This window comes from Streptomyces sp. JH002 (genome assembly GCF_050916115.1).
GTDB lineage: Bacteria > Actinomycetota > Actinomycetes > Streptomycetales > Streptomycetaceae > Streptomyces > Streptomyces xiamenensis.
Genome location: NZ_CP087989.1, coordinates 5207216 through 5233496, shown reverse-complemented (window position 1 = coordinate 5233496; position 26281 = coordinate 5207216). Strand labels below are relative to the sequence as shown.

The window sequence follows — 26281 nt, the reverse complement described above, 5'->3', positions numbered from 1 at the left end:
ACACTGCTTACCGCTCAGCGAACATTCCAGCCAACCCATGACGCCGCCCCCGAAGGAGCAACAACATGGGGAAGCCGGGCAAATTTTGCCCGGCTTCCCCATCCACCCTCAACTCAAACCTACTTGCGCTGCTTCTTCTCCTCGGCGTCCTGAATCACGGCCTCCGCCACCTGATGCATCGACAGCCGCCGGTCCATCGACGTCTTCTGAATCCACCGGAACGCCGCCGGCTCGGACAGCCCGTACTGCGTCTGCAGCACACTCTTCGCCCGGTCCACCAGCTTCCGTGTCTCCAGCCGCTGCGCCAGGTCTGCGACCTCCTGGGTCAGCGTCTTCAGCTCGGTGAAACGGGACACCGCGATCTCGATGGCCGGGATCACATCGCTCTTGCTGAACGGCTTCACCAGGTACGCCATGGCACCGGCGTCCCGCGCCCGCTCCACCAGGTCGCGCTGCGAGAAGGCGGTCAGCATCAGCACCGGGGCGATGCCCTCCCCGGCGATCTTCTCGGCGGCGGAGATGCCGTCCATGACCGGCATCTTCACATCGAGGATGACCAGATCCGGCGCCAGCTCCCGCGCCAGCTCCACGGCCCGCTCACCGTCACCGGCCTCACCGACGACGGAGTACCCCTCCTCCTCCAGCATCTCTTTGAGATCCAGCCGGATCAGGGCCTCGTCCTCGGCGATGACGACACGGGTGGTCAGCGGCGGCACATGCGCGCTTCCCGCGCCGGTGCCGGTGTCGGTGCCAGTGGGCTCGTCGGGGACCTCGGGGGTGCTCACGATGCTCCTCGTTTCCTGCAGGATGGGGGCACCACTGAGGGTACCTACCTGCGGTAGGCTAAGGGCACAGCAGGCAACCACGACCTTGCTTTCCAAGGCCCCGGTACTCCAACGGTTAGAGAGACGGTGCTCAAACCACCGACAGTGTGGGTTCGAATCCCACTCGGGGCACTTTGCCTTTGCTTCGAAGGTTGCCAGCGATTCATGATCGTTCCCCCCTTCGAGGGGACAATTCCTCGTACAGGCGTGTCGCTCCGCCGTTTCTCCCGATGATCGGGCCATGCACGATCCGCTCATCCGCAGCAGAGCTGTCGCTCTGGCACGTTCAGGTGCCAGCCATGCCGAAATCGGCCGACTCCTCGACATTCCTTCCGGGACCATCGGTTACTGGGTCCGCCTCGATGGCCTCCCCTCCGCCGCACCCGCGCGGCCCGCTCACCGGCCCTGTCCCCGGTGCGACGACAGCGACCTGGACCACGCCGCATACGCCTACCTCCTGGGCCTCTATCTCGGCGACGGCCACATCACCCGGTCCGGACGGACGTACGTCCTGCGCATAGCCTGCGGCACCGCCTGGCCCGGTCTCATCAGGGCGTGCGAAAGAGCCATCACGGCCATCCGTCCCGCCAACCGCGTCTGCCGGGCGCGGAAACAGGGATGTGTGCTGGTCACCGCCTACAGCAACCACTGGCCCTGCCTGTTCCCCCAACACGGACCGGGCAGGAAGCACGAGCGGGCCATCGTCCTCGAACCGTGGCAACGGTCCGTTGTCTCCGCGCACCGGTGGGAGTTCGTCCGAGGGCTCATCCATTCCGACGGCTGCCGCGTGGTCAACCGGACGACGAAGACCATCGCCGGCGAACCCAAGCGCTACGAGTACCCCCGGTACTTCTTCACCAACACTTCGGACGACATCATCGGCCTGTTCACCGGCACCCTCGACGCACTGGGTGTCGAGTGGAAGCACCTCAACCAGCGGCGCGCGGCGCAGACCGTGTCGGTGGCCCGCAGGGGGTCCGTGGCCCTCATGGACGCCCATGTGGGGGCGAAATACTGACCGGTGCCGCTACTCCCCGTAGTACGGCAGCGTCGTGCCCGGGATCTCGTACTCCTGGCGCCGGCCGCACATGCCGTAGCCGGCGGCCCTGGTGGGGGTGCTCGTGGTGATCCGCGCCTCCGCGAGGTGGGTGGGGTCCGCCTCGGCCAGTGCCTTGAGGTGTTCCTCCGTCCTGCGCGCGGCGGCCAGCGCCCCGTCCTGCCAGCGGGTGTGCCATTCGGCGACCTTCGGCGCCACCAGTCGCGCCGCCGCGCGGTGGAAGGCTTCCAGCGGGGCGGTGTCCCCGTCCCGCAGGGCCGTGCGCAGCACCTCGTACCCCGCGATGGCCAGGTCCCGGCGCGCCCGGGCCGCCGTTGCCACGGCCTCGCCCTCCTTGCCGGGCAGCGCGGCGGCCGCCGCGTACCGTTCGGGGTCGGCGAGGATCTCCGGCGGGAAGGTGAAGACGGCGTCGCCCGCCTCGGGGAGGCCGCTGTTCTGCATGAGGACGGTGACCCGCAGGGCGCCGTCGCCGTTGATCATCCGGTGGACGGTGCCGGGGGTGAACCAGGCGATGACGCCGGGGTGCAGCGGGGTTTCCGTGTAGCCGTCCGGTGTGAGGGTCTGCACCGCCCCCTCCCCCGCGGTCACCACGTAGGCCTCGATGCAGGCGAGGTGCATGTGGGGGCTGCCGCCGCAGGCTCCGTCCGCCGCGAGCCAGTCGTAGGCGGAGATGTGGGAGACGCCGACGGCGCCGGGGAGGGGGTTGTGCAGGGTGGTCATGTGTGCCGTCCCGTCCTTACCAGGGGTGGTTCTTGAGGTAGCCGGCGATGCGGTCGGTGTCCCATGCGCCGTCCGCCACCACGACGCGGTAGCGGTAGCGGAAGGATTCCCCGTCGGCGAGTTCGAACTCGTCGAAGAAGGCCCAGGAGAAGGCGACCGTGGGGATGGGGGTGGAGCGGACGAACCAGTGCGAGGGGTGGATGGCCGCCTCGCCGCTGTTCTCCGGGGCGTGGTCGAAGATGAGGGTGGAGTGGCCGTCGTGGTCGTCGTGCTGGGCGGTGAAGCCGATCCACGGCACGTCGGCGGCCGGTGTGCCCATGGTGTCGGCGTCGGTGCTGGGGCCGGTGGGGGTGATGACCTGTCCGCCGGTGAAGTCGCGGGGGCCGCGCCACTGGAGTCCGGTGTAGCCGGCCATGGTGCGGCCGGCGGTGGTGGGGCTGCCGAAGCGCAGGGGTTCGCCGCGGACGTTGGTGAGGTCGATGGACCATTCCAGGGTCCAGGCGCCTTCGCCGGTGTCGGCGGAGTGCACGGCGAGGGTGCGGGTCTCGCGGGCCCAGTCCTGGCCGGCGTGGTTGACCCAGGTGAGGTTCTCGGTGATGTCGGCGCGGTCGCGGGTGGCGGTGACGGTGTCGAAGCCGTCGTGGCGCATGGAGCCGACCCGTTCGGGGATGCGCTGGTATCCCTGGCCGTGGATGTAGGAGTTGCCGCCCCAGAAGTTCTGTTCCGACAGGTGGCTGGCGGTCATCTGGACGCCCTTGTGCCAGCGGTGGTCGTTGGGCCGGTAGCCGGTGACGAGGTTGCCGGCGAGGGTGCGCAGGGGGTGGGCGTACGGCTTGGGGGATTCGTAGGCGTCCGGGTCGGGCCGGTAGACGTAGGCGAGGATGTCGGTGCCGGCGGCGGTGACGGTGATGCGGTCGCCGTGGGCGTGGGTGACGGTGAGGGGGGCGACGGTCACTGCTGCTCCTCGGTGGCGGGGGCCGGGGCCCAGTCGGGGTGGTTGCCGTGCATGGCGGTGTAGTAGGGGTCGTCCGCGGTGATCTCGCCGGCGTGCACGGGGCGGCCGGTGAAGGCGGCTTTGTACAGGGCGGCGTTGAGTTCGATGGTGCGGCGGGCGTCGTCGCCGCTGCCGGGTGGGCGGGTGCCGGCGCGGAAGGCGTCGATGATGCCGGCGAGCTGGGCGGCGTGGGAGCTGGGGGTGTTGTCGGGGTTGGTGCGCCACTGGGTGACGCGGTCCTCGTCGATGCCGGGCCGGGGGGTGTAGCGCCAGTCGTCGTTGCTGTGCCCGTAGAGGTGGGTGAGTTCGACGGTGGCGTCGTCGCAGTCGATGCGGATGCGGCTGACCTGGTCGGGGGAGAGCACGCTGTTGACGACGGTGGCGATGGTTCCGTCGGCGAAGCGGACGAGGGCGGTGGAGACGTCCTCGCTCTCGATGTCGTGGACGAGGCGGCCGGCGAGGGCGCGGATCTCGGTCCAGTCGCCGAGGAGGTGGAGCAGCAGGTCGGTCTGGTGGATGCCGTGGCCCATGGTGGGGCCGCCGCCCTCGGTGGCCCAGCGGCCGCGCCAGTCGACGGCGTAGTAGTCGGTGTCGCGGTACCAGGTGGTCTGGCAGTGGGCGACGCGTGGTGCGCCGAGTTCGCCGGTGGTCAGCAGGCGGCGGGCGTGGGTGGTGCCGGAGCCGTAGCGGTGCTGGGCGACGACGGCGGCGTAGGGGCCGTGGCCGGTGTCGTCGCCTTCGGCGGCGGCGATGTCGTCGAATTCGGCGAGGGTGAGGCACAGCGGCTTCTCGGCCCAGACCCAGGCGCCGGCGGCCAGCGCGGCGAGGGCCTGCTGGTGGTGGAGGGAGGGCGGGGTGCCCAGGAGGACGAGCTCGGGGCGCTCGGTGGCGAGCATGGTGGCCAGGTCGGTGTGGCCGGTGACGGGGCCGATGCCGTCGATGGCGGTGGCCGTGGCGTGGAAGGCGTCGAGGCGGCTCTGGTCGATGTCGACGGCGGCGACGAGTTCGAGTTCGTCGAGGTGCGCGGCGATCGCGGGGAGGTGGGCGCCGGTGACGATGCCTCCGGTGCCGACGACGGCGGTGCGGATGCGGGTGCGGGCGGGCTGGTCAGCCATGCGGTGCGACTCCTGGCTGGGCGATAGTAAGCGCTTTCAATCGGAAATCGCCAAAAGCCAACCATGCCGTCGCCCGGCATGACAAGGGGCGCCGCCCAATCTGCGCGGCGCCCGGAAGCGCTCCTTCCCGGTGCGCGTGCGCGCGTGTGCGAGGCGTACCCGCACACGCGCACCGCGCCCCGCGGACGTCGGTGGGACGCCGGCGCGGGAGGCCGGAGCGGGGAGGTGGTGCGGGAGATCAGTGCGGGGCGTCGTCCTCGCCGACGTGGTGGACGCGCACCAGGTTGGTGGTCCCGGCCATGGCGGGCGGCGACCCGGCGGTCACCACCACGATCTCGCCCTTGGCGCACCGGCCGATGCGCAGCAGCTGCTCGTCCATCTGGCTCACCATCTCGTCGGTGGAGCGGACGGTGGGCACCAGGTAGGTCTCCACGCCCCAGGTGAGGGTGAGCTGGGCGTGGGTGGCGGGGTCGGGGGTGAAGGCGATGACGGGGATGGGCGAGCGGTACCGGGAGAGCCGGCGCGCGGTGTCGCCGCTCTGGGTGAAGGCGACCAGGAGCGTGGCGCCCAGGAAGTCGCCGATCTCGGCGGCGGCGCGGGCCACGGCGCCGCCCTGGGTGCGGGGCTTGGTGGCCTCTTCGAGCGGTACGAGGCCGCGCGCGAGGACCTCTTCCTCGGCGGCGGTGACGATGCGGCTCATGGTGCGCACCGTCTCGATGGGGTAGCGGCCGACGCTGGTCTCGCCGGAGAGCATGACGGCGTCGGTGCCGTCCATGACGGCGTTGGCGACGTCGGATGCCTCGGCGCGGGTGGGGCGGGAGGCGTCGATCATGGAGTCGAGCATCTGGGTGGCGACGATGACCGGCTTGGCGTTGCGCTTGGCGAGCTTGATGGCGCGCTTCTGGAGCATCGGGACGACTTCGAGGGGCACTTCGACGCCGAGGTCGCCGCGGGCGACCATGATGCCGTCGAAGGCGTCGACGATGTCCTGGAGGTTCTCCTCGGCCTGCGGCTTCTCGATCTTCGCGATGACGGGGAGGAAGCGGCCCTCCTCGGCCATCACCCGGTGCACGTCCTTGATGTCGTCGCCGGTGCGCACGAAGGAGAGGGCGATGATGTCGACGCCGGTGCGCAGGGCCCAGCGCAGATCGTCGATGTCCTTGGTCGACAGGGCGGGTACGGAGACGGCGACGCCGGGGAGGTTGATGCCCTTGTGGTCGGAGATCATGCCGCCTTCGGCGACGGTGGTACGGATTTCCGGTCCTTCGACGGCGGTGACGTCGAGGGCGACGCGCCCGTCGTCGATGAGGATGCGTTCACCGGGGCGCACGTCGGTGGCGAGTCCGGTGTACGTGGTGCCGCAGCGGTACTGGTCGCCCTCGATGTCCTCGGTGGTGATGGTGAACGCGTCGCCGGGTTCAAGGAGTACGGGGCCTTCGCGGAAGCTGCCGAGCCGGATTTTCGGGCCCTGGAGATCGGCCAGAATTCCGATGCTGCGCCCCGATTCGGCGGCGGCGCGGCGGACGCGCTGGTAGCGCTGTTCGTGATCGCGGTGGCCGCCGTGGCTGAGGTTGAGCCGGGCTACGTCCATTCCTGCTTCGACAAGCGCGGCGATGCGCTCATATGAGTCAGTGGCGGGCCCAAGTGTGCAGACAATTTTTGCTCGGCGCATACCTCAACAGTAGGCCGTACCAGCGGGTAGAGAGCTATCGGAAAGTGACCAGGCAACGACCTGAAATTAAAGAGGCATTGACAACTCGCCCATGAGCAGAAGACCGCTCCTTTGAGCCGTCCGGCATTTCCGGGCGGCATATGTTCGGAATATTCAGACGGTTTCGATCCTCGCCGTCCCTTTCGGGCCGCAAGCCGGCCCCGGGAGCTACACGCCCACCCTCCGCACCCCCTGCGACGGTCCGGCCGCCCCCGGTCCCGCGCCGCCCGCACCCGGCCGCCGCAGCCCGAAGGTGGTGAACGCGCTCCGCTCCGGCAGCGGATAGCGCTCCTGCCCGGTCAGCGCGTTGAGGATGGTGGCGCTGCGATGCGCGACCAGGCCCAGATCCGGCGCCCCGACCCCGTGCGTGTGCCGCTCCGCGTTCTGTACGTACACCGAGCCGGTCACCTCCCGGTCCAGCACCAGCCGGTACTGCTCGTCCACCACGACACGCCCCGCCGCGTCCCGGCGCAGCACCGGATCGAGCGCGGCCAGCAGCGGGTCCAGCGGGCGCTCGCGGTAGCCGGTGGCCATCACCACGGCCTCGGTCACCAGCCGGGAGCGCTCTCCCTGTTCGGCGTGGTCGAGGTGGAGTTCGACCTGCGTCGTGCCCAGTCGCCCGGCGGTACGGACGCTCACCCCGGGGGTCAGGACCACGTCCGGCCAGCCGCCTCCGATGCTGTGCTGGTACAGCTCGTCGTGGATGGCCGCCAGCGTCTCGTGGTCGATCGCCTTGTGCAGCTGCCACTGACGCGCCACCAGTTCGTCGCGGCGCTGCTCCGGCAGGGCGTGGAAGTACCGGGTGTAGTCGGGTGTGAAGTGTTCGAGCCCGAGCTTGCTGTACTCCATCGGTGCGAAGGCCGGGGTGCGGGTGATCCAGTGCAGCCGTTCGCGCCCGGGCGGGCGGCGGCGCAGCAGGTCGAGGAAGACCTCGGCGCCGGACTGGCCCGAGCCGACGACGGTGATGTGCCCGGCTTCCAGGAGTTGTTCGCGGTGGTCGAGGTAGTCGGCGGAGTGCACGACGGGGACGACGGGCCGCTCGGCGAGCGGGCGCAGGGCCTCGGGGACGTGCGGGGTGGTGCCGATGCCGATGGCCAGGTGGCGGGCGTGGGAGCGTCCGACCGCCTCGGCCTCGCCGTTGGGGCCCAGGCGGGTGTAGTCGATGTCGAACAGGGCCTGTTCGGGGTTCCAGCGCACGGCGTCGATGTGGTGCCGGAAGTGCAGGGAGGGCAGTTGGCGGCTGACCCAGCGGCAGTAGTGGTCGTACTCGGCGCGCGGGCTGTGGAAGCGTTCGGAGAAGTAGAAGGGGTACAGCCGCTGGTGGTGCCGCAGGTAGTTGAGGAAGCTCCACGGGTTGGTGGGGTCGGCCAGGGTCACCAGGTCGGCGAGGAAGGGCACTTGCAGGGTGGCGCCCTCGATCAGCAGTCCGGGGTGCCAGTGGAAGGCGGGGCGCTGCTCGTACCAGGCGGCCTTCAGTCCGGGCTGGGTGTGGGCGAGGGCGGCGAGCGAGAGGTTGGCGGGGCCGATGCCGATGCCGACGAGGTCGTGGGGCTGTGGGTGGGTCATCGTCGCGGGTCCCGCTCCTGGCGCTGGTGACGGTGCTGGTGCTGGTGCTGGTGCTGATCGAGGACGAGTTTGAGCAGGCCGTGCAGGTCGCTCTCCTGCGTGTGGGGGTTGAGGAGGGTGACCTTGAGCCACAGGGCGGGACGGCCGGTGGCCGGGTCCAGCGCCCGGGCCCGGCCGAGGACCGCGTGCCCTTCGTGGAGCAGGCCGCGGCGGACGGCGGCGACCTGGGCGTCGGTGGCGTCGTGCGGGCGGAAGAGCACGGTGCTGATGCCGGGGCGGGCGCGGAGCCGCAGCAGGGGCTCTGCCTCGATCAGATCGGCGAACTGGTGGGCGGCGGCGCAGACGGCGTCGACCAGTTCACCGAGGCCGCGCCGGCCCAGGGCGCGCAGGGTGACGGCGATCTTGAGGATGTCCGGGCGGCGGGTGGTCCGCAGGGAACGGCCCAGCAGATCGGGCAGGCCCGCCTCGGTGTCGTCGTCCGCGTTGAGGTAGTCGGCGCGGTGGGCGAGCGGGGCGAGGGCCGTGCGGTCGGGGACCGTGAGCAGCCCGGCGGCGACCGGCTGCCAGCCGAGCTTGTGCAGGTCGAGGGTGACGGTGTCGGCCCGTTCCACCCCGGCGAGGTGGGTGCGGTGCCGGTCGCTGAACAGCAGCGGGCCGCCGTAGGCGGCGTCGACGTGCAGAGTGACGGCGCGGTGCGGGCGGTGGGCGGCGACCACGTCGGCGAGCGCGCCGAGCGGGTCGATGGCGCCGGTGTCGGTGGTGCCGGCGGTGGCGAAGACGACGGCGGGGGTGGGCGGTCGCGGGGACGGGCACTCCAGTGCGTCGAGTCCGGCGAGTGCCTCGTCGACCGTCGTGGGGTCGAGCACGCCGCGCGGGGTGGGGAGCACCAGGGGGGTGTCGAGGCCGAGCAGCCAGGCGGCGCGGTGTGCGCTGTGGTGCGCGTCGGCGCCGCAGATCAGCCGCAGGTGCCGGCCGTGGACCTCGCGGGCGAGGAGAACGCCGACCAGGTTGGACTCGGTGCCCCCGGTGGTGACGAGCGCGTCGGGGTCCCGGCCCGAGGGGTGCACGAGGGCGCCGATCCCGGCGGCGACCCGTTCTTCGAGGGCGGAGGCGGCCGGGGCCTGGTCCCAGGAGTCCATCGACGGGTTCAGCGCGGAAGCGGCCAGGTCGGCGGCGGTGGCCACGGCCAGCGGCGGGCAGTGCAGATGGGCGGCGCAGTGCGGGTCCGCCGGATCGGCGGCGCCCTCGGCCAGGACGTACACCAGTTCGCGCAGGGCGTCGTGGGCGCCGTGCCCCTGCTCGGGCAGGACGGGGGTGCCGCGGTCGGCGACCCGTCTTGCCACGCCGTCCGGTCCCCCATCGGGCAAGGGCCCGCACCGGGCGGCGGCACCGTCGGCGAGGGCGGTGAACACGGTGTCGACCAGGGGCCGCAGGGCGCGCGGACCGCCGGCGCCGCCGGCGAGCAGGGTGGGGTCGTGGGGAGGTGAGGCAGGCATGGGAGAGCCCTTTCGACGAGGGCGGATGAGTGGCCACAAGCTACGCGCCACGCGGACCGTCGATCCCACGGAATGCCATTCTTCCCCCGTTCGGGTGACCCGGGGGGCGCCCCTTCCCGCCAACTTCGCGGGGCGGTGGGGGGCGAAGGGATTGCGGTGAATGCGCTGCCGCCACCGGGGACGGCGCGATCACCAACAGAAGAAACGAACGGAGAAAGAATTCCGTATCTCGGCATAAAGCGATCACGGAAAATCACAAGTGCTCAGAGATGGTGGAGACCCGCACCCGTCACGCCGTGGAGGAGTTCCGAGACACGCCACGACCCGGCCCCCGGCCGGCCCCTCCCGGGCCGGCCGGGGGCCGGGCGGCCGTCAGCTCCTGGACCGCACCCGCAGGGCGCGGCGCAGGTCATCCGTCTCGTCGGTCAGTTTGCGGTGGAGGGCGGCGGGGAGGTCCTCGCGCAGTGCCGCCTCCGCGAGGGTCAGCGTGGCCCGCTCGGTGAACGGATGCGGGAAGGCCGCCTTCGCCGCGGCCACCGCCAGGGCGTGCCCCCGACGGGTGGCCACGCCCGCCGCGGCCGGGAAGTAGCGTGCCACGTACGGGCGCAGCAGCTCCAGCTGTGCCTCCTCCGCCTGCCAGAAGCCCTGGGCCGTGGCCGTGAAGAGGTAGTTGGACAGCACGTCCGCCGGGTCGAAGAGCGCGTCCCAGGCGGCGGCCTTCGCCGCCTCCTGCGGCAGGGCGGCGAGGCAGCGGGCGGCGCCCTCCTCGCCCTTCGCTCCCGGGTCCCGTTCGGCCTCCGCCCGGATCTCGGCTTCCTGCGTTGCGCCCAGGGCCGCGAGCCGGTAGAGGATCTGCCAGCGCAGTTCCGGGTCGCCTCCGATGGCGTCGTCCGCCAGCCACTCCCGCAGCGGGCGTTCGGTGGTCGCGCAGCGGATGGAGGTCCGTACGGCGATGAGCTGTTTCGCCTCGTCCTTCGTCTCGCGTGCCCGGTTCAGCAGGTCGGCGGCCAGGTCGGAGAGCAGACCGAGGGCTTCGGTGCGGCCGGCCGCCGTCGGCAGGTAGCGGTTGGCGATCTGGCCGGTGGCGAAGGAGAGGACTCCTTCGACGATGGCGGTCTCCGGTTCGGCGGGCAGGTGTCTGCGGGCCGCCTCCAGGTAGGCCCGCGGGGCGAGTTCGGCGTCGCGCACCATGTCCCGTGCCGCGTTCCACACCACGGTGCGGGTGAGGGGGTCGGGCAGGTCGGACAGCACGCGCTGGGCCGTGTCCCAGGACGGCGTGTCCAGCCGTACCTTCGCGTAGGTCAGGTCGCCGTCGTTCACGATGAGCAGGTCGGGGCGGTGGCCGCCGGCGGTCACCTCCTGGGCGGGCTCGTCGGCGCCCAGTTCGACGTCCAGTGTCTCCCGGTGCCGCGCGCCGTCGTACACGCCCAGCCGCAGCCGGTGCGGGCGGCTTCCCTCGTGGGTCAGCGTCACGGCCCATCCCTCTTCGGTCTCCCGCACGCGGGGGGCCAGAAGGTCGGGTCCGCTGGTGCGCAGCCACGCGTCCGCCCAGCCGTGGACGTCGCGCCCGGAGGCGCGGGCCATGGCGTCGATGAAGTCGGCGAGGGTGGCGTTCCCGAAGCGGTGCCGGGCGAAGTGGTCGTTGACGCCGGCCAGGAAGGTGTCCTCGCCGAGCCAGGTGACGAGTTGCCGCAGCGCGGAGGCGCCCTTGGCGTAGGAGATGCCGTCGAAGTTGAGCCAGGCGGAGGCGGTGTCGGGGACGCCGTCCGGTTCGGGCGCGACGGGGTGGGTGGTGGGCCGCTGGTCGGCGTCGTAGCCCCAGGACTTGCGGTCCACGGCGAACTCGGTCCACGGGGTGAAGTGGGGTACGGCGTCGGCGAGTACCTGGTAGCCCATGAACTCGGCGAAGGACTCGTTGAGCCAGATGTCGTCCCACCAGCGCAGGGTGACGAGGTCGCCGAACCACATGTGGGCCATCTCGTGCGCGATGACGACGCCGCGCAGCTGCCGCTGGGTGTCGGTCACCGCCGAGCGGTAGATGTACTCGTCCCGCAGCGTCACCAGGCCCGGGTTCTCCATCGCCCCGGCGTTGAACTCGGGCACGAAGGCCTGGTCGTAGGAGTCGAAGGGGTAGGGCTCGTCGAGGATCTCGTGGTAGCGGTCGAAGACGGCCCGGGTGATGCCGAGGATCTCGTCGGCGTCCTGGTCGAGGTAGGGGGCGAGGGATTGCCGTACGTGGATGCCGAAGGGCAGTCCGGCGTGCTCGGTGCGCACCGAGTGGAACGGGCCGGCGGCGACCGCCATCAGGTAGGTGCTGATGGGCGGGGTGGTGGCGCAGCGCCAGCGGCCGGGGGCGCCGGCGACGGGGGTGGCGATGCCGTTACCGAGGACGGTCCACTCCTCGGGGGCGGTGACGGTGACATCGAAGGTGGCCTTGAGGTCGGGCTGGTCGAAGGCGGCGTAGACCAGCGGGCCGTCGGTCATGCAGCACATGCTGTAGAGGTAGGTGAGCCCGTCCGCCGGGTCGGTGAAGCGGTGCATGCCCTCTCCGGTGTGGGAGTAGGGCATGTCGGCGGTGACGGTGAGTTCGTGGGGGCCCGCGGCGAGTCCGGTCAGGGGCAGCCGGCCGTCGACGAGGGTGCCGGGGTCGAGGTCGTGGCCGTCGAGGGTGGCGCGGTGCAGGGTGTGGGGGCGGAACTCGATGAAGGTGTCGGCGGCCTCGCGGGTGCTGAAGCGGACGGTGGTGGTGGAGGCGAAGGTGTCCTCGCCGCGGGTCAGGTCGAGGTCGATGGCGTAGGTGTGGACTTCGAGCAGTCCGGCCCGGGTCCGGGCTTCGTCGCGCGTCAGTGTGGCCATGGGGGTCATGCTGCCAAAGGGTGGGCCGTGCCGGGCTGCTCGTCGTGGGTGTGGGCGCGAGGTGTCAGGCCTGTTTCCAGGTGCAGCCGCTGGTTTCGAAGTATTCGCCGGTGTTGACGGTGACGCGGCCGGGCCCTTCGAAGAAGTCGTTGGCGATGATGGAGTCGAACTCTCCGGAGGCGTCACTGTTGCGGGACCAGTAGCAGGCGCCCATGAGGCTGTCTCCCCCGCCGTCGGTGCGGTATTCGCCGGGGTCGATGTCCTCGCCGACCAGGTAGGTGCCCGGACCGAAGCTGGTGTTCTCCGGCTCGGGTTCGGGTTCGGGCTCCGGTTCGGGCTCGGGCTCGGGTTCGGGTTCCGGCTCCGGCTCGGGCTCGGGCTCGGGCTCCGGGGATTCCTCTTCGGCCGGCTCCGCCTCGGGGGATGTCGCGGGCGGATCACTGGCCCTGGGGGAGGCGGATGCCTCGTCCTGCTCCGTGCCCCCGGCCCCCAGGCCCACACCGATCAGCAGGCAGACGATCCCGACGGCGGCGTGCGTGAGGATGGTCTTGCCCTGGCCCTTATTCTTCGGTCCCGGGACCGTGTACGGCCCCGGGACGGTGGGCGGGGGTCCCTGCTGGGGGTGCGGCGGGTAGGCGGGCTGCTGCGGCGGTTGGGTCATGGTCCACCCCATGGGTCATCGGCGAGCACGGTCGTGGCGGTGTGGGGGAAGACCGATCCTGCGCGAAGGAGACCCGAACGCGCAGACGTTCGGGCCCGATGTGATGATTCTGTGATCGTGACGTGTACTCAGGGGGCGGTCAGAGGCGGGCGGTGGCCTCCCGGGCCGGGGGAAGCTCACCCCTCGACGGCTCCCATGAACCACACCGCGTCGCGATCGCCGATCCCGAGACCGAACTCCAGCCCCTGGCCCTCGCCGAGGGAGCACGCCTCCGACCACGCGGCGTCCGCTCCCTCCTCGACAACGGACGGCGGTGCGACGGTGATGCCGTCGAAGGTCGCCCGCTCGGCGGGTATGCCGTCCACCACGCACTCGACCACCACCCCGTCCAGCGTCAGCGGGGCTCCGGTGCCGTTCGTGGCGGAGACCACGACCAGCGCGTACCTGCCGCTGTCGCCGTAGCTGCCGAAATCATCGGGGACGAACACCTCGCCGACCTCCGCGGACAGGCGGAGCCCGTCGTCGAGCTCCACTTCCCCGCCGAGGTCGGAGAGGACCCAGCCGAGCTGCTGCGGATCGGGCGTGCCGGTGACCTCCGGCAGCTCCGGGATGGGGGTGGGGGTAGGGGTGGCCGTGTCGTCCTCGCCGCCCGAGCCGCACCCGGCGAGCGACAGGAGCGAGAGGACAGCAACAGCGGCAATCACGCGGTTCCGTGTCATCCCGTCACCCTTCCCCGCGCTCGTGGGGTGTGTGTGCCGCGTGACGGGACTGTGATCCTCGGCGGGTCGAGTGGACCGCCGAGGGCGAGGCCGGGGCGGGTGTCACCGCGCCGTCCCAATGGCCTCCGGACATGGGGCGGTTATCGGCCCGCGGTGTCTTCCTTGCTCACGGACTCGTTCGCGATGGTCTCGTGGTGCCGGATGACCTCCGCGATGATGAAGTTCAGCAGCTTCTCGGCGAACGCCGGGTCCAGGTGGGCGTTCTCCGCCAACTGCCGCAGCCGGGTGATCTGGCGTGCCTCGCGCGCCGGATCGGCGGCCGGCAGCTGGTGGCCCGCCTTGAGGCGGCCGACCTGCTGGGTGCATTTGAAGCGTTCGGCCAGCATGTGGACGACGGCGGCGTCGATATTGTCGATGCTCTCCCGCAGCCGTGTCAGCTCCGCGCGCACGTCGTCGTCGATGTCGTTCATGCCGTATACCCTATGCGGCTTATGCTGCCTGCATGATCGCGACGTTGCAGTGCACAGTGATCGACTGTCCGGACCCGATGGCCCTGGCCCGCTTCTACGGCTCGATCCTCGGCTGGGAGCTGGATGACTCCTCGCCGCCGTGGGTGACGCTCACCGACGCGGCGACCCGCCGGAAGATCGCCTTCCAGTACGCGCCCGACCACCAGCCGCCCCGCTGGCCGGATCCCTCGCACCCCCAGCAGATGCATCTCGATTTCGACGTGCCCACCCGCGAGGATGTGCTGCGCGCGGAGGAGGAGGTGCTGGCGTTGGGGGCGCGGTTCCTGCACGACAGCGGCGGTCAGACCCGGGGGTTCCGGGTGTACGAGGATCCCGCCGGTCATCCGTTCTGCCTCTGCTACGGGCAGTTGCCCTGAGCTCCGCCGCCGCCCGCGGGGCGTTTCCGCATCTGGCGTCGGTGCGTTCGGCGGTCACGGCGCTGTACCGCGGGCTGTCACCGGAGACGGTGCGGGGCTTCGCGACGAGTGTGCTCCCGGTGGATGTGGCGTTCGACGACGCCGAGGAGCTGGCCGCCGGGGTGGAGCGGGTGGCGCTGGTGATGGTGCGTCATCTGGGGCTGCCGCCGGGGCCGGTGCGGGTGCGGTTCCGCGACGACATGCCGGAGGCCGCGTGGGTGGAGGTCGAGGCGGCGCCGGGTGGCGTGTACACCGTTGATCTGCACCGCCGGTTCGACGGTCAGCGGCGTGACATCGGCGGGGTGCTGGCGCACGAGGTGATGCACGTGTACCTGCACCGGGCCGGTCTGTCGCTGCCGGTGACGGCCGAGGACGAGATTCTCACGGACACGGCAGCCGCGTATCTGGGCACGGGCTGGCTGCTGTTGGACGCGTTCCGCGAGGACGCGCTCGGTTCGCAGCGGCTGGGCTATCTGACGCCGCAGGAGTACGGGTACGTCCTGGCGCGGCGGGCGGCGGTGTTCGGGGAGGACCCGCGGATCTGGTTCACCAGCCCGCAGGCGTACGAGGCGTACGAGGCGGGCCGCCGGCTGGCGGAACGGGACGCGGTGCGGCCGCCGTTGGCGGGCGGCCCGTGGGCGGTGCGGCAGCGGTACGCGGCGGAGCGGGCGCTGGCGGTACGGGGGCGCTCGGTGCCGGGTGAGGGCGGCGCGGGGTATGCCTTCGAGCAGGGGGATCCGCTGAAGGTGGTCTTCGGCTGCCCGGTGTGCGGGCAGCGGTTGCGGCTGCCGGTGGCGGGGCGGCGCCGGGCCCGCTGCGGGTTGTGCCGCACGGTCCTGGACTGCGACACCTGACGGACGGCGGGGTCCGGGGCCGCTACTTGATGGCTCCGGCCGCCAGTCCGCCGGCGAGCCGGCGCTGCACCACGACGAAGAAGATGAGTACCGGCACGGTGATGAGGGTGGAGCCGGCCATGACGGCGCCCCAGTCGGTGCTGTACTGGCCGAAGAACCGGTGCAGTCCGACGGCGGCCGTGTACTTGCTGTCGTCCTGCATGAAGGTGAAGGCGAAGATGAACTCGTTCCAGGCCACGATGAAGGCGAAGATGCTGGTGGCGACGAGCCCGGGGGCCACCAGCGGCAGCAGGACGGAGCGGAACATCCGCCACCAGCCGCAGCCGTCCAGATAGGCGGCCTCCTCGATCTCCCGGGGGACGGCGGCGACGAAACCGCGCAGCGTCCAGATGCCGAACGGCAGGGAGAAGGCCAGGTAGACCACGGTCAGCCCGAGCAGGCTGTTGAGCATCCCGAGGTCGCTCATCTGGAGGAACAGCGGGATGACGAGGGCCTCCAGCGGCACCATCTGCACGATGAGGATCATCACCAGCACCTTGGTCCGCATCCGGAACCGGAAGCGGGCCACGGCAACCGCGGCGAACAGGGAGAGCAGCCCGGACAGCAGCACCGTACCGGCGCCGACGAGGGCGGAGTTGGCGAGGAAGGTGGTGAAGTCGCCGGTGTCCAGGACGTACCGGAAGTGGTCGAGGGTGAAGCCGGAGGGCAGGACGGACGCGCCGCGGGTGCCGGCTCCGGGGTCGAAGGCGGAGGACACCATCCAGTAGACGGGGAAGAGGGAGAAGGCGAGCAGCGCGGCGACGGCCAGGGCCGGCCCGGCGCGGCGTGCGCGGCCGCCGGCCGGCCCGGCTGCCGTCTTCGGGGCCGGGGGCGTCTTCGGGGCCGGGGTCGGGGTGGTCGCCATCGTCAGAGTTCGTCCCTCTCCTTGAACAGGGCCCTGATGTACGCCACGGTGATGGCGAGCAGCAGCAGGGTGAGCAGGACGGCGATGGCCGAGCCCATGCCGTACTGGTTCTTGACGAAGGACTGGTGGTAGGACCAGACCCCGAGGTTGAAGATGTCGGGGTTGGAGCCCGAGCCGCCCGGCATCAGGTAGATCTGGGCGAAGACCTTGAAGTCCCAGATGGTCGACAGGATGGTGACGACCATGAAGACCGGTTTGATGGTCGGCACCGTGATCTTCCAGAACCGCTGCCAGGCGTTGGCCCCGTCCATCAGGGCGGCCTCGGGGAGTTCCCTGGGGATGGTGAGCAGCCCGGCGAAGACGGTGATGGCCACGAACGGGAAGCCGTGGTGGACGACGTTGAGGGTGGCGATGGCGTAGAAGGACCAGCGGTCGGTGAACCAGTTGGTCTCGCGGGGTTCGATCAGGCCCAGGGAGTCCAGGCCGCCGCTGACGATGCCGTTGAGCGGGTCGAAGATCCAGATCCACACGTAGGTGCCGGTGACGGCGGGCATGGCCCAGGCCATCATGATCACGGTGGAGCAGATGACCCGCCATACGGTGCCCAGGCGTTGCAGCAGGAGGGCGACGAGGGTGCCGGTGATGACGGTGAGGGCGACGCAGACGACGGCGAAGACGACGGTGTTGGGCAGCACCGTGGACCACAGGGCGCTGTCGCCGAGCAGGGTGCGGTAGTTGTCGAGACCGGTGTAGTTCGATGTGCCGGTGTAGATCTGGCGCAGGCCGTAGTCCTGGAAGGACAGGAGCACCACGCGCAGCAGGGGCCACAGCAGCAGGACGGCCAGGACGGCGAGGGCGGGGGCGAGCAGCAGCCAGGGGCGCAGGGCGCGGGTGCGTTGTGCGCGGCGGCGGGCGAGGTGCCGTTCCCGTTCGGGGTCCGGTGTCCGGCCCCGGTCGCGGCGCCGGTTTCCGTTCCGGTGCCGCGCGGGGTCGGTGGTGTCGGTGCTCATCGGCTAGTTGCCAAAGGTCTCGTCCATGGCCGCTGCCGCCGTGTCGGCGGCTTCCTGCACGGTGGCCGAGCCGGAGAGGATGGACTGGAGCATCCGCGGGATGACCTGTGCGCCCTGGACCTGGCCGTACAGCTCGGTCACCGGCACGCTGGCGCCGGCCTCCAGCATCTGGGTGGCGAAGGGGGCGACGAGGGGTCCTGCCTGCTCCGCCACGTCTTCGAGGAGGGACTGCTGGCCGGGGAAGAAGCCGGACTGCTCGGCCCACCGGGCGCCGTACTCGCCGGTGGACATGAGCTTGATGAGTTCCCAGGCGAGTTCGGGTTCGTCGCTGTTGAAGTCGCCGAGAAGTGAGCCGCCGACGAAGGAGGGATTGTAGGTGCCGGGCTGCTGGCCGGGGATGGGGACGACGCCGAGCCGGTCGGCCCAGGTGGGGTCGTCCTCCAGCAGGGTGTTGATGGTCCAGTTGCCGTTGATGACCATGGCGGCCTGGCCGGTCTGGAAGCTCTGGAGCTGGTCGGTTTCCAGCCAGGTCTCGGCGGCGGCGACAGACAGGCCGTGTTCGGTGGCGAGCGAGGTGTAGAACTCGATGCCGGCGACGGCCTCGGGGGCGTTGATGGTGGAGGTCCACGTGCCGTCGTCGCCGGCCTGGGCTATCTGGCCGCCCGCGCCCCAGATGAAGGGGTCCACGGTGTACTCGGTGCCGCCGATCACCGGGAACGGGATCATGTCGGGCTCCAGTTCCTTCAGCTGGAGGGCGACGTCGCGGAGTTCGTCCCAGGAGGTGGGCGGCTGGAGGCCGTGTTCGGCGAAGACGTCGGCGCGGTACATCAGGGAGCGGGTGCCGGCGTGCCAGGGCATGCCGTAGGTGGCGCCGTCGACGGTGCCGGCCTCGTGGAGGGCGGGCACGAGGTCGCCGCCCAGGCCGTCGGCCTCGATGTCGCCGGCGAGGTCGCGCAGGGCGCCGACGGCTCCGAATTCCAGGGCCCAGGTGGTGCCGATCTCGGCGACGTCGGGGAGTTCGCGGCCGGCCATGGCGGTGGTGATCCGGTCGTGGGCGTCGGCCCACTGGATGAACTGGACGTTGAGTTCGGCGCCGGTCTGTTCCTTGAACGCGGCGCCCAGTTCCTCGAAGTAGGGGCCGGCGTCGGGGTTGGTGCCTTCCATGATCCAGACGTCGAGGGTTGTCGCCGCGCTGTCACCGGAGTTGGAGTCGCTACCGCAGGCCGTGAGCAGGCCGAGGGACAGCACTGCCGCACCGGCGAGGAGGCGGCGGGCGGGGGTGCCGGAGTGGCCGGGGGTGTGCGACATGGTCAGTCCCCTCCTGAAGGTAGGGAGATCATCCAGCCGGATGGAGCGTCGATTGTGACAGCGGTGTGTTCACGCGTTCCAGGTCCTGGCATCACGGAATGGCACCGTTTGTGGCCTGGACCACTGGAGGTCGCGGAGGAACCGACCGAAGGTACGGACCGTCCCACCGGAGTGGTACGACCGGTGCCGACGGAGGGGGATGGGATGCGGCCGCGGATCATCAGATCGGTCGTCATCGGGGCGGTGTTGGGCTTCTCGATCGCGGGCGTGGGGCTGGGCGCGGTGCTGTGGATGCAGCAGTTCGGCCGGCACAACGACATCCAGACGCTGCCGTACGCCCACCCGTTGCCCCAGGGTCCATGGCCGCAGGGGCCCGCCCCGCAGGCACCCTCCCCCGCGCTCTTCGAGGAGCGGGCGGACGAAATCGTCCGCGCGTGGCCGGACCCGGGGCCCTTCGACGGCGGCGGCGCGGAGCTGCTGCCGCTGCCCGGGATGGACGCCGTCTCCCCCGAGGACACCGCGCTCACTGTCCACGTCGGCCATGGCGCCTGCGATACGGAGTTCGGCGCCTGGCTGCGGGAGACGGAGGAGCTGGTGATCGTGGGCGGCTGGAACGTACCCGATTCCACGGTGGCCTGTACGGAACAGTGGCTGTCCGACCCGTACCGGATCGGCCTGGAGTCGGCGCTGGGCGACCGCCCCGTGATCGACGCGGTCTCCGGGGCCCCGCTTTCCTCCTCGCGGTGAACCGGACCGCAGCCCCGGCCGCCAGGGTCGTCACCGCCACCGCCGCGCCACCGGCCAGCGTGGCCACCACCCAGGCCGGCAGATACGGCGCGGCCGGCTGCGGGGGGATGGCTCCCCCGGTGTCGATCCAGGCGCTGACCGTGTCCCCGGCGGCCACGTCACCCCGGCAGTCGCCCTGCCGCCACAGATAACCCTGCCGGAGCGGCTTCGGCGGGACGCGGCCGTCCGCGAGCCGCAGCCGGCACTCCACCGACTCGCCATTGGAAGGCGGCCCCAACGCGTACCGTCTGACCTCGGTGACCTCGGCCACCACGCGTTCACCGCGCCAGGAGATCACCGTCTGCTCGAAGGTCATGACCAGCCCGGTGCACAGGGCGGTGACGATCCAGCAGGCGGCCTTGGTGCGCCACTGCCAGTCGCGGGACGAGGTGATGGCCAGCATGGCGGGGCCCAGCAGGACCACCGCGATCACCAGCACGATCACGCCGATCAGCCCGGCGACGCCGCCCTTCGGGGAGTTCGTCAGCACATGGAACAGCGCCGCCGCGACGCACGCCGTGCCCACCGCCGCGAGACCGATGACCGCGCCCGCCAGCCGGGCCAGACCGTTGCGTACCCCCGTCACCGCTCCCCCGCTCCCCCGAGCCCTTCCTCTCCTCCCTGCCCGGCCCTCCAGCGGACATGCCTCGGCGCCTGCCCTCACTCGGTCGGGGAGAGGCAGGCGCCGTGGCCACTTTCCGTACGACGTTGTACGGAAGTTCGGGGGATCCGGTCAGACCGTCAGGGAGCGGTCGGTCGGCCGGATCGGGTAGGGCAGGGCGCTGGGCGCGCCGGTCAGGAAACGGTCCACACCGCGGGCCGCCGCGCGGCCCTCGGCGATCGCCCACACGATGAGCGACTGGCCGCGCCCGGCGTCACCGGCCACGAACACGCCGTCGACGCTGGTCGCGTAGTCCGCGTCCCGCGCGATGTTGCCGCGCGCGTCGAGGTCGACGCCGAACTGCCGCACCAGGCCGTTCTCCTGGTCGGTGCCGGTGAAGCCCATGGCCAGGGTGACCAGCTGGGCCGGGATCTTCCGCTCGGTGCCCGGCTTCTGGGTGAGCTTGCCGTCGATGAACTCGACCTCGATCAGGTGCAGCCACTGCACGTTGCCGTCCTCGTCGCCCTCGAAGTGGGTGGTGGAGACGGAGTAGACCCGCTCGCCGCCCTCCTCGTGCGCGGAGGTGACCTTGTAGGTCATGGGGAACGTGGGCCACGGCTGGTGGGCGGGGCGCTCCTCGCTCGGCCGGGGCATGATCTCCAGCTGGGTGACGGAGGCCGCGCCCTGCCGGTGGGCGGTGCCCACGCAGTCGGCGCCGGTGTCGCCACCGCCGATGACGACCACGTGCTTGCCCTCGGCGCTGATCGGGGCCGTGATGAAGTCGCCCTCCTGCACCTTGTTGGACAGCGGCAGGTACTCCATCGCCTGGTGGACGCCGCTCAGTTCGCGTCCGGGCACCGGCAGGTCGCGCGCGGTGGTGGCACCGGCGGCGATGACGACGGCGTCGTACCGCTTGCGCAGCTTCGCCGCGTCGATGTCGCGGCCGATCTCCACGCCGGTGCGGAACTTGGTGCCCTCCGCCCGCATCTGCTCGATGCGCCGGTTGATGTGCCGCTTCTCCATCTTGAACTCGGGGATGCCGTAGCGCAGCAGGCCGCCGATGCGGTCGGCGCGCTCGTACACCGCGACCGTGTGCCCGGCCCGGGTGAGCTGCTGGGCGGCGGCCAGGCCCGCGGGGCCCGAGCCGATGACGGCGACGGTCTTGCCCGAGTGGCGCTGCGGCGGCTGCGGGGTGACGTTCCCGGCCTCCCACGCCTTGTCGATGATGGTGACCTCGACGTTCTTGATGGTGACGGCGGGCTGGTTGATGCCCAGCACGCACGCCGACTCGCACGGCGCGGGGCACAGCCGCCCGGTGAACTCCGGGAAGTTGTTGGTCGCGTGCAGCCGTTCGCTGGCCGCGGCCCAGTCCTCGCGGTAGGCGTAGTCGTTCCACTCGGGGATCAGGTTCCCCAGCGGACAGCCGTTGTGACAGAACGGGATGCCGCAGTCCATGCACCGCGACGCCTGCTTGCTGATGATGGGCAGCAGCGAGCCGGGGACGTAGACCTCGTTCCAGTCCTTGACGCGTTCGGCGGCGGGCCGGGAAGTGGCGGTCTCGCGGCCGGTGGTGAGAAAGCCCTTCGGGTCAGCCATGGGTCGCCGCCTCCATCATCTTCTCGTGGGTCTCGGACTCGCCGAGTCCGGCGCGCTCGGCGGCGTCCTTGGCGGCGAGCACGGCCTTGTACGTGGTGGGCATGATCTTGCTGAAGCGGGCGACGGCAGCGTCCCAGTCCTTCAGCAGCTTGCCGGCGACCGTGGATCCGGTCTCCTCGGCGTGGCGGCGCACCACTTCGTGCAGCCAGTCCCGGTCGGTCTCGCCCAGCGTCTCGACGGCGACCATGCCGGGGTTGACGTTGTGCTCGTCGAGGTCGATGACGTACGCGACGCCGCCGGACATGCCGGCCGCGAAGTTGCGTCCGGTCTCGCCCAGGACGACGGCGTGGCCGCCGGTCATGTACTCGCAGCCGTGGTCGCCGACGCCCTCGGCCACCACGGTGGCGCCGGAGTTGCGGACGCAGAAGCGTTCGCCGACCCGGCCGCGCAGGAACAGTTCGCCGCCGGTGGCGCCGTAGGCGAGGGTGTTGCCGGCGATGGTGGAGTACTCGGGCAGGTGCTCGGCGCCGCGGTCGGGCCGGACGATCAGCCGCCCGCCCGACAGGCCCTTGCCGACGTAGTCGTTGGCGTCGCCCTCCAGGCGCAGGGTGACGCCGCGCGGCACGAAGGCGCCGAAGGACTGGCCGGCGGAGCCGGTGAAGGTGATGTCGATGGTGTCCTGGGGCAGTCCGGCGCCGCCGAACTTCTTGGTCACCTCGTGGCCGAGCATGGTGCCGACCGTGCGGTTGATGTTGCGGATGGCGACCTGGGCGCGCACCGGCCGGGCGTCCTCGGCGGTGTCGGCCGTGAGGGCGTCGGCGGAGAGCCGGATCAGCTCGTTGTCCAGGGCCTTCTCCAGGCCGTGGTCCTGGGCGATCGTGCGGTGCAGCGGTGCGCCGGCCGGCAGGTCGGGCACGTGCAGCAGCGGGGCCAGGTCCAGGCCGGCGGCCTTCCAGTGGTCGACCGCGCGGGTCACGTCCAGCAGTTCGGCGTGACCGACGGCCTCCTCCAGGGTGCGGAAGCCCAGCTCGGCGAGGAGTTCGCGCACCTCTTCCGCGATGAACTCGAAGAAGTTGACGACGAACTCGGGCTTGCCACTGAAGCGTTCGCGCAGCACCGGGTTCTGGGTGGCGATGCCGACCGGGCAGGTGTCCAGGTGGCACACCCGCATCATGACGCAGCCGGAGACCACCAGTGGCGCGGTGGCGAAGCCGTACTCCTCGGCGCCCAGGAGCGCGGCGATCAGGACGTCGCGGCCGGTCTTGAGCTGTCCGTCGGTCTGCACGACGATGCGGTCGCGCAGTCCGTTGAGGAGCAGCGTCTGCTGGGTCTCGGCGAGGCCGAGTTCCCAGGGGCCGCCGGCGTGCTTGAGGGAGGTGAGCGGGGAGGCGCCCGTACCGCCGTCGTGTCCGGAGATGAGGACCACGTCGGCGTGTGCCTTGGAGACGCCCGCCGCGACCGTGCCGACGCCGACCTCGGAGACCAGCTTCACGTGGATGCGGGCGGCCGGGTTGGCGTTCTTCAGGTCGTGGATGAGCTGGGCGAGGTCCTCGATGGAGTAGATGTCGTGGTGCGGGGGCGGCGAGATGAGGCCGACGCCGGGGGTGGCGTGCCGGGTCTTGGCGACCCACGGGTACACCTTGTGCCCGGGCAGCTGGCCGCCCTCGCCGGGCTTGGCGCCCTGGGCCATCTTGATCTGGATGTCGTCGGAGTGCACCAGGTATTCGCTGGTGACGCCGAAGCGTCCGGAGGCGACCTGCTTGATGGCGCTGCGGCGCTCGGGGTCGGTGAGCCGCTCGGAGTCCTCGCCGCCCTCACCGGTGTTGGACTTGGCGCCCAGCCGGTTCATGGCGATGGCGAGGTTCTCGTGCGCCTCCTGGGAGATGGAGCCGTAGCTCATCGCGCCGGTGGAGAAGCGCTTGACGATCTCGCTGACCGGCTCGACCTCCTCCAGCGGGACGGGGGCGCGCTCGCCGTCCTTGAGCCGGAACAGTCCGCGCAGCGTCATCAGCCGTTCGGCCTGCTCGTTCACCCGCTCGGTGTACTGCTTGAAGATGTCGTAGCGGCGCTGCCGGGTGGCGTGCTGGAGCCGGAAGACGGTGTCGGGGTCGAACAGGTGCGGTTCGCCCTCGCGGCGCCACTGGTACTCGCCGCCGATCTCCAGGTCGCGGTGGGCGGGGGCGATGCCGGAGGCGGGGTACGCCTTGGCGTGCCGGGCGGCGACCTCCTGGGCGATGACGTCGAGGCCGGCGCCGCCGATCTTGGTGGTGGTGCCGTGGAAGTAGGTGTCGACGAAGGACTCGTCGAGACCGACGGCCTCGAAGACCTGAGCGCCGCGGTAGGAGGCGACGGTGGAGATGCCCATCTTGGACATGACCTTCAGGACGCCCTTGCCGAGCGCCTTGATGAGGTTCTTGATGGCGGTCTCGGCCTCGATGCCGGGCAGGTAGGTGCCGCGGGCGACCAGGTCCTCGACCGATTCCATGGCGAGATAGGGGTTGACGGCGGCGGCGCCGTAGCCGATGAGCAGGGCGACGTGGTGCACCTCGCGGACGTCGCCGGCCTCGATGAGCAGCCCGACCTGGGTGCGCTGCTTGGTGCGGATGAGGTGGTGGTGGACGGCCGAGGTGAGCAGCAGCGAGGGGATCGGGGCGTGCTCGGCGTCGGAGTGCCGGTCCGAGAGGACGATGAGGCGGGCGCCGTCGGCGATGGCGGCGTCCGTCTCGGCGCGGATCTCGGCGAGGCGGTCGGCGAGCGCGGCGCCGCCGCCGCTGACCCGGTACAGGCCGGACAGGGTGGCGGTGCCGAAGCCGGGGAGGTCGCCGTCGGCGTTGATGTGGATGAGCTTGGCCAGCTCGTCGTTGTCGATGACCGGGAACGGGAGGTTCACGGAGCGACAGGTGGCGGCCGAGGGGTCCAGCAGGTTGCCCTGGGGGCCCAGGGAGGAGTGCAGGGAGGTGACCAGTTCCTCGCGGATGGCGTCCAGCGGGGGGTTGGTGACCTGGGCGAAGAGCTGGGTGAAGTAGTCGAAGATCAGCCGCGGCCGGTCGGAGAGCGCGGCGATGGGGGTGTCCGTTCCCATGGAGCCGATGGGCTCGGCGCCGCTGCCCGCCATGGGAGCGAGCAGGATACGCAGCTCTTCCTCGGTGTAGCCGAAGGTCTGCTGGCGGCGGGTGACGGAGGCGTGGGTGTGGACGACGTGCTCGCGCTCGGGCAGGTCGGCGAGGCCGATGAGGCCCTCGTCCAGCCACTGCGCGTAGGGGTGCTCGGCGGCGAGGCCCGCCTTGATCTCGTCGTCCTCGATGATGCGGTGCTCGGCGGTGTCGACGAGGAACATCCGGCCGGGCTGGAGCCGGCCCTTGCGCACGACGGTGGCCGGGTCGATGTCGAGGACGCCGACCTCGGAGGAGAGGACGACGAACCCGTCGTCGGTGACCCAGTACCGGCCGGGGCGAAGCCCGTTGCGGTCCAGTACGGCGCCGACCTGGGTGCCGTCGGTGAAGGCGACGCAGGCGGGGCCGTCCCAGGGCTCCATCAGGGTGGAGTGGAACTGGTAGAAGGCGCGCCGGGCGGGGTCCATCGACTCGTGGTTCTCCCACGCCTCGGGGACCATCATCAGCACGGAGTGCGGCAGGGAGCGGCCACCGAGGTGGAGCAGTTCGAGGACCTCGTCGAAGGAGGCGGAGTCGGAGGCGTCCGGGGTGCAGACGGGGAAGATCCGGTCCAGGGCGTCCTGGTCGCCGATGCGTTCGCCGAACAGCGGCGAGGCCAGCTGGGACTCGCGGGCGCGCATCCAGTTGCGGTTGCCGCGCACGGTGTTGATCTCACCGTTGTGGGCGACGAACCGGTAGGGGTGTGCGAGCGGCCAGCTCGGGAAGGTGTTCGTGGAGAACCGCGAGTGGACCAGGCCGATGGCCGAAGCCAGGCGACGGTCTGAAAGATCAGGAAAAAACGGCTCAAGCTGTCCGGTGGTGAGCATTCCCTTGTAGACCAGGGTGCGTGCCGACAGCGAGGCGAAGTAGACGCCGGTCTCGCGTTCGGCACGCTTGCGCAGGACGAAGGCGCGCCGTTCCAGCTCGATGCCTGTCCGTCCGCCGTCCGCATCGTGGACAAAGAGCTGGCGGAAGGCGGGCATGACCTCGCGGGCGGCGGCGCCGAGCAGCTGGGGGGCGACCGGCACCTCGCGCCAGCCGAGGACGGTCAGGCCCTCTTCGGCGGCGATGGCCTCGATGGCGGTAGTGGCGGTGGCGTTCTCGTCGGCGTCCACCGGGAGGAAGGCGGTGCCGACGGCGTAGGAGCCGGCCTCGGGGAGACCGAAAGGAACGTTATCCCGCAAAAATGCATCGGGGATCTGGATGAGGATCCCCGCGCCGTCCCCGGTGTCCGGGTCGGAGCCGGTGGCGCCGCGGTGCTCGAGGTTCCGCAGCACGGTCAGCGCCTGATCGACCAGCTCGTGGCTGGCCTCGCCCGTCAGGGTGGCGACAAAGCCGACGCCACAGGCGTCGTGTTCGTTGCCCGGGTCGTACATACCCTGCTTCACCGGGTGGGACGCAGAACGCATCGGCTCTCCCGTCGTCT

At 71.0% G+C, this 26281-nt stretch carries 20 protein-coding genes and 1 tRNA gene; 5 read left to right on the top strand and 16 right to left on the bottom strand.

All coding sequences use genetic code 11. The features are described 5' to 3' along the window. Positions 1-119: 119 nt before the first annotated feature. Entirely contained in the window at positions 120-785 is a 666-nt protein-coding gene (locus H7827_RS24020) for an ANTAR domain-containing response regulator (protein ID WP_030734086.1), read from the bottom strand. Positions 786-882: 97 nt separating this feature from the next. Between H7827_RS24020 and H7827_RS24015 the strand changes: the two genes are divergently transcribed. Next, positions 883-956, top strand: a tRNA-Leu gene (locus H7827_RS24015). A gap of 109 nt (positions 957-1065) precedes the next feature. Then, on the top strand, positions 1066-1842 hold the full coding sequence (locus tag H7827_RS24010; RefSeq protein ID WP_432747314.1) for a transcriptional regulator: 777 nt from the start codon (positions 1066-1068) through the stop codon (positions 1840-1842). 9 nt (positions 1843-1851) lie between these two features. On the opposite strand, the gene H7827_RS24005 is transcribed toward H7827_RS24010, so the two are convergent. The 10 genes from H7827_RS24005 to H7827_RS23960 form a co-directional block, all read right to left on the bottom strand. Beyond that, entirely contained in the window at positions 1852-2601 is a 750-nt protein-coding gene (locus tag H7827_RS24005; RefSeq protein ID WP_432747313.1) for a cupin domain-containing protein, read from the bottom strand. Between the two features lie 16 nt (positions 2602-2617). Continuing rightward, positions 2618-3556: a PmoA family protein gene (locus H7827_RS24000; protein WP_432747312.1), complete on the bottom strand. Its 939-nt coding sequence runs from the start codon at positions 3554-3556 to the stop codon at positions 2618-2620. Continuing rightward, entirely contained in the window at positions 3553-4710 is a 1158-nt protein-coding gene (locus H7827_RS23995) for a Gfo/Idh/MocA family protein (RefSeq protein ID WP_262832694.1), read from the bottom strand. Before H7827_RS23995 ends, H7827_RS24000 begins: the two co-directional genes overlap by 4 nt. A 238-nt stretch (positions 4711-4948) precedes the next feature. Then, the gene (pyk, locus tag H7827_RS23990) at positions 4949-6382 is read right to left on the bottom strand and encodes a pyruvate kinase (protein WP_030734101.1); all 1434 of its coding nucleotides are present in this window, start codon (positions 6380-6382) and stop codon (positions 4949-4951) included. Between the two features lie 207 nt (positions 6383-6589). Next, positions 6590-7987, bottom strand: coding sequence for a lysine N(6)-hydroxylase/L-ornithine N(5)-oxygenase family protein (locus tag H7827_RS23985; protein ID WP_432747311.1), 1398 nt, complete (start codon positions 7985-7987; stop codon positions 6590-6592). Then, complete coding sequence (locus tag H7827_RS23980; protein ID WP_432747310.1) at positions 7984-9483, bottom strand: pyridoxal phosphate-dependent decarboxylase family protein; 1500 nt, start codon at positions 9481-9483, stop codon at positions 7984-7986. The genes H7827_RS23985 and H7827_RS23980 overlap by 4 nt, the downstream gene beginning before the upstream one ends. Before the next feature lie 372 nt (positions 9484-9855). Further along, complete coding sequence (gene pepN / locus H7827_RS23975) at positions 9856-12339, bottom strand: aminopeptidase N (RefSeq protein WP_432747309.1); 2484 nt, start codon at positions 12337-12339, stop codon at positions 9856-9858. A gap of 64 nt (positions 12340-12403) precedes the next feature. Beyond that, a complete protein-coding gene (locus tag H7827_RS23970) occupies positions 12404-13000 on the bottom strand; it encodes a hypothetical protein (RefSeq protein WP_432747308.1) in 597 nt (198 codons plus the stop codon). A 176-nt stretch (positions 13001-13176) separates the two neighbouring features. Next, a complete protein-coding gene (locus tag H7827_RS23965) occupies positions 13177-13719 on the bottom strand; it encodes a hypothetical protein (protein ID WP_432747307.1) in 543 nt (180 codons plus the stop codon). Positions 13720-13859: 140 nt separating this feature from the next. After that, positions 13860-14189 carry a chorismate mutase gene (locus H7827_RS23960; RefSeq protein WP_030734120.1) on the bottom strand — a complete coding sequence of 110 codons (330 nt, stop codon included), beginning with the start codon at positions 14187-14189 and terminating at the stop codon, positions 13860-13862. A 32-nt stretch (positions 14190-14221) separates the two neighbouring features. Between H7827_RS23960 and H7827_RS23955 the strand changes: the two genes are divergently transcribed. Both H7827_RS23955 and H7827_RS23950 read left to right on the top strand, forming a co-directional pair. Then, positions 14222-14605, top strand: coding sequence for a VOC family protein (locus H7827_RS23955; RefSeq protein WP_432747306.1), 384 nt, complete (start codon positions 14222-14224; stop codon positions 14603-14605). Between the two features lie 41 nt (positions 14606-14646). After that, on the top strand, positions 14647-15498 hold the full coding sequence (locus H7827_RS23950) for a hypothetical protein (protein ID WP_432747305.1): 852 nt from the start codon (positions 14647-14649) through the stop codon (positions 15496-15498). 22 nt (positions 15499-15520) lie between these two features. On the opposite strand, the gene H7827_RS23945 is transcribed toward H7827_RS23950, so the two are convergent. From H7827_RS23945 to H7827_RS23935, 3 genes are read right to left on the bottom strand one after another with little or no spacing between them, the layout of a single operon-like run. After that, positions 15521-16402, bottom strand: a complete 882-nt coding sequence (locus H7827_RS23945) for a carbohydrate ABC transporter permease (RefSeq protein ID WP_432747304.1) — start codon at positions 16400-16402, stop codon at positions 15521-15523. 2 nt (positions 16403-16404) lie between these two features. Further along, positions 16405-17412: a carbohydrate ABC transporter permease gene (locus H7827_RS23940; protein WP_078635604.1), complete on the bottom strand. Its 1008-nt coding sequence runs from the start codon at positions 17410-17412 to the stop codon at positions 16405-16407. A gap of 3 nt (positions 17413-17415) precedes the next feature. Next, on the bottom strand, positions 17416-18720 hold the full coding sequence (locus tag H7827_RS23935) for a sugar ABC transporter substrate-binding protein (RefSeq protein WP_432747303.1): 1305 nt from the start codon (positions 18718-18720) through the stop codon (positions 17416-17418). Positions 18721-18924: 204 nt separating this feature from the next. Here H7827_RS23935 and H7827_RS23930 point away from each other — a divergent pair, with 204 nt between their 5' ends. Beyond that, positions 18925-19467 carry a hypothetical protein gene (locus H7827_RS23930; RefSeq protein ID WP_432747302.1) on the top strand — a complete coding sequence of 181 codons (543 nt, stop codon included), beginning with the start codon at positions 18925-18927 and terminating at the stop codon, positions 19465-19467. A gap of 772 nt (positions 19468-20239) precedes the next feature. Here the strand turns inward: H7827_RS23930 and H7827_RS23925 are convergent. Both H7827_RS23925 and gltB read right to left on the bottom strand, forming a co-directional pair. After that, positions 20240-21703 (bottom strand): glutamate synthase subunit beta, encoded by a 1464-nt coding sequence (locus H7827_RS23925; protein ID WP_432747301.1) that lies wholly within the window; start codon positions 21701-21703, stop codon positions 20240-20242. Next, complete coding sequence (gltB, locus tag H7827_RS23920) at positions 21696-26264, bottom strand: glutamate synthase large subunit (RefSeq protein WP_432747300.1); 4569 nt, start codon at positions 26262-26264, stop codon at positions 21696-21698. The genes H7827_RS23925 and gltB overlap by 8 nt, the downstream gene beginning before the upstream one ends. Positions 26265-26281: the final 17 nt, after the last annotated feature.

What these genes read in the sequence shown, in the direction of transcription:
- H7827_RS24010 (WP_432747314.1), top strand. Translation starts at nt 1,066, where the DNA reads ATGCACGATCCGCTCATCCGCAGCAGAGCTGTCGCTCTGGCACGTTCA.
- H7827_RS23960 (WP_030734120.1), bottom strand. Translation starts at nt 14,189, where the DNA reads ATGAACGACATCGACGACGACGTGCGCGCGGAGCTGACACGGCTGCGG.
- H7827_RS23970 (WP_432747308.1), bottom strand. Translation starts at nt 13,000, where the DNA reads ATGACCCAACCGCCGCAGCAGCCCGCCTACCCGCCGCACCCCCAGCAG.
- H7827_RS23995 (WP_262832694.1), bottom strand. Translation starts at nt 4,710, where the DNA reads ATGGCTGACCAGCCCGCCCGCACCCGCATCCGCACCGCCGTCGTCGGC.
- H7827_RS23930 (WP_432747302.1), top strand. Translation starts at nt 18,925, where the DNA reads ATGCGGCCGCGGATCATCAGATCGGTCGTCATCGGGGCGGTGTTGGGC.
- H7827_RS23985 (WP_432747311.1), bottom strand. Translation starts at nt 7,987, where the DNA reads ATGACCCACCCACAGCCCCACGACCTCGTCGGCATCGGCATCGGCCCC.
- H7827_RS23925 (WP_432747301.1), bottom strand. Translation starts at nt 21,703, where the DNA reads ATGGCTGACCCGAAGGGCTTTCTCACCACCGGCCGCGAGACCGCCACT.
- pyk (WP_030734101.1), bottom strand. Translation starts at nt 6,382, where the DNA reads ATGCGCCGAGCAAAAATTGTCTGCACACTTGGGCCCGCCACTGACTCA.
- H7827_RS23980 (WP_432747310.1), bottom strand. Translation starts at nt 9,483, where the DNA reads ATGCCTGCCTCACCTCCCCACGACCCCACCCTGCTCGCCGGCGGCGCC.
- H7827_RS23935 (WP_432747303.1), bottom strand. Translation starts at nt 18,720, where the DNA reads ATGTCGCACACCCCCGGCCACTCCGGCACCCCCGCCCGCCGCCTCCTC.
- H7827_RS23940 (WP_078635604.1), bottom strand. Translation starts at nt 17,412, where the DNA reads ATGAGCACCGACACCACCGACCCCGCGCGGCACCGGAACGGAAACCGG.
- gltB (WP_432747300.1), bottom strand. Translation starts at nt 26,264, where the DNA reads ATGCGTTCTGCGTCCCACCCGGTGAAGCAGGGTATGTACGACCCGGGC.
- H7827_RS23965 (WP_432747307.1), bottom strand. Translation starts at nt 13,719, where the DNA reads ATGACACGGAACCGCGTGATTGCCGCTGTTGCTGTCCTCTCGCTCCTG.
- pepN (WP_432747309.1), bottom strand. Translation starts at nt 12,339, where the DNA reads ATGGCCACACTGACGCGCGACGAAGCCCGGACCCGGGCCGGACTGCTC.
- H7827_RS23955 (WP_432747306.1), top strand. Translation starts at nt 14,222, where the DNA reads ATGATCGCGACGTTGCAGTGCACAGTGATCGACTGTCCGGACCCGATG.
- H7827_RS23945 (WP_432747304.1), bottom strand. Translation starts at nt 16,402, where the DNA reads ATGGCGACCACCCCGACCCCGGCCCCGAAGACGCCCCCGGCCCCGAAG.
- H7827_RS24005 (WP_432747313.1), bottom strand. Translation starts at nt 2,601, where the DNA reads ATGACCACCCTGCACAACCCCCTCCCCGGCGCCGTCGGCGTCTCCCAC.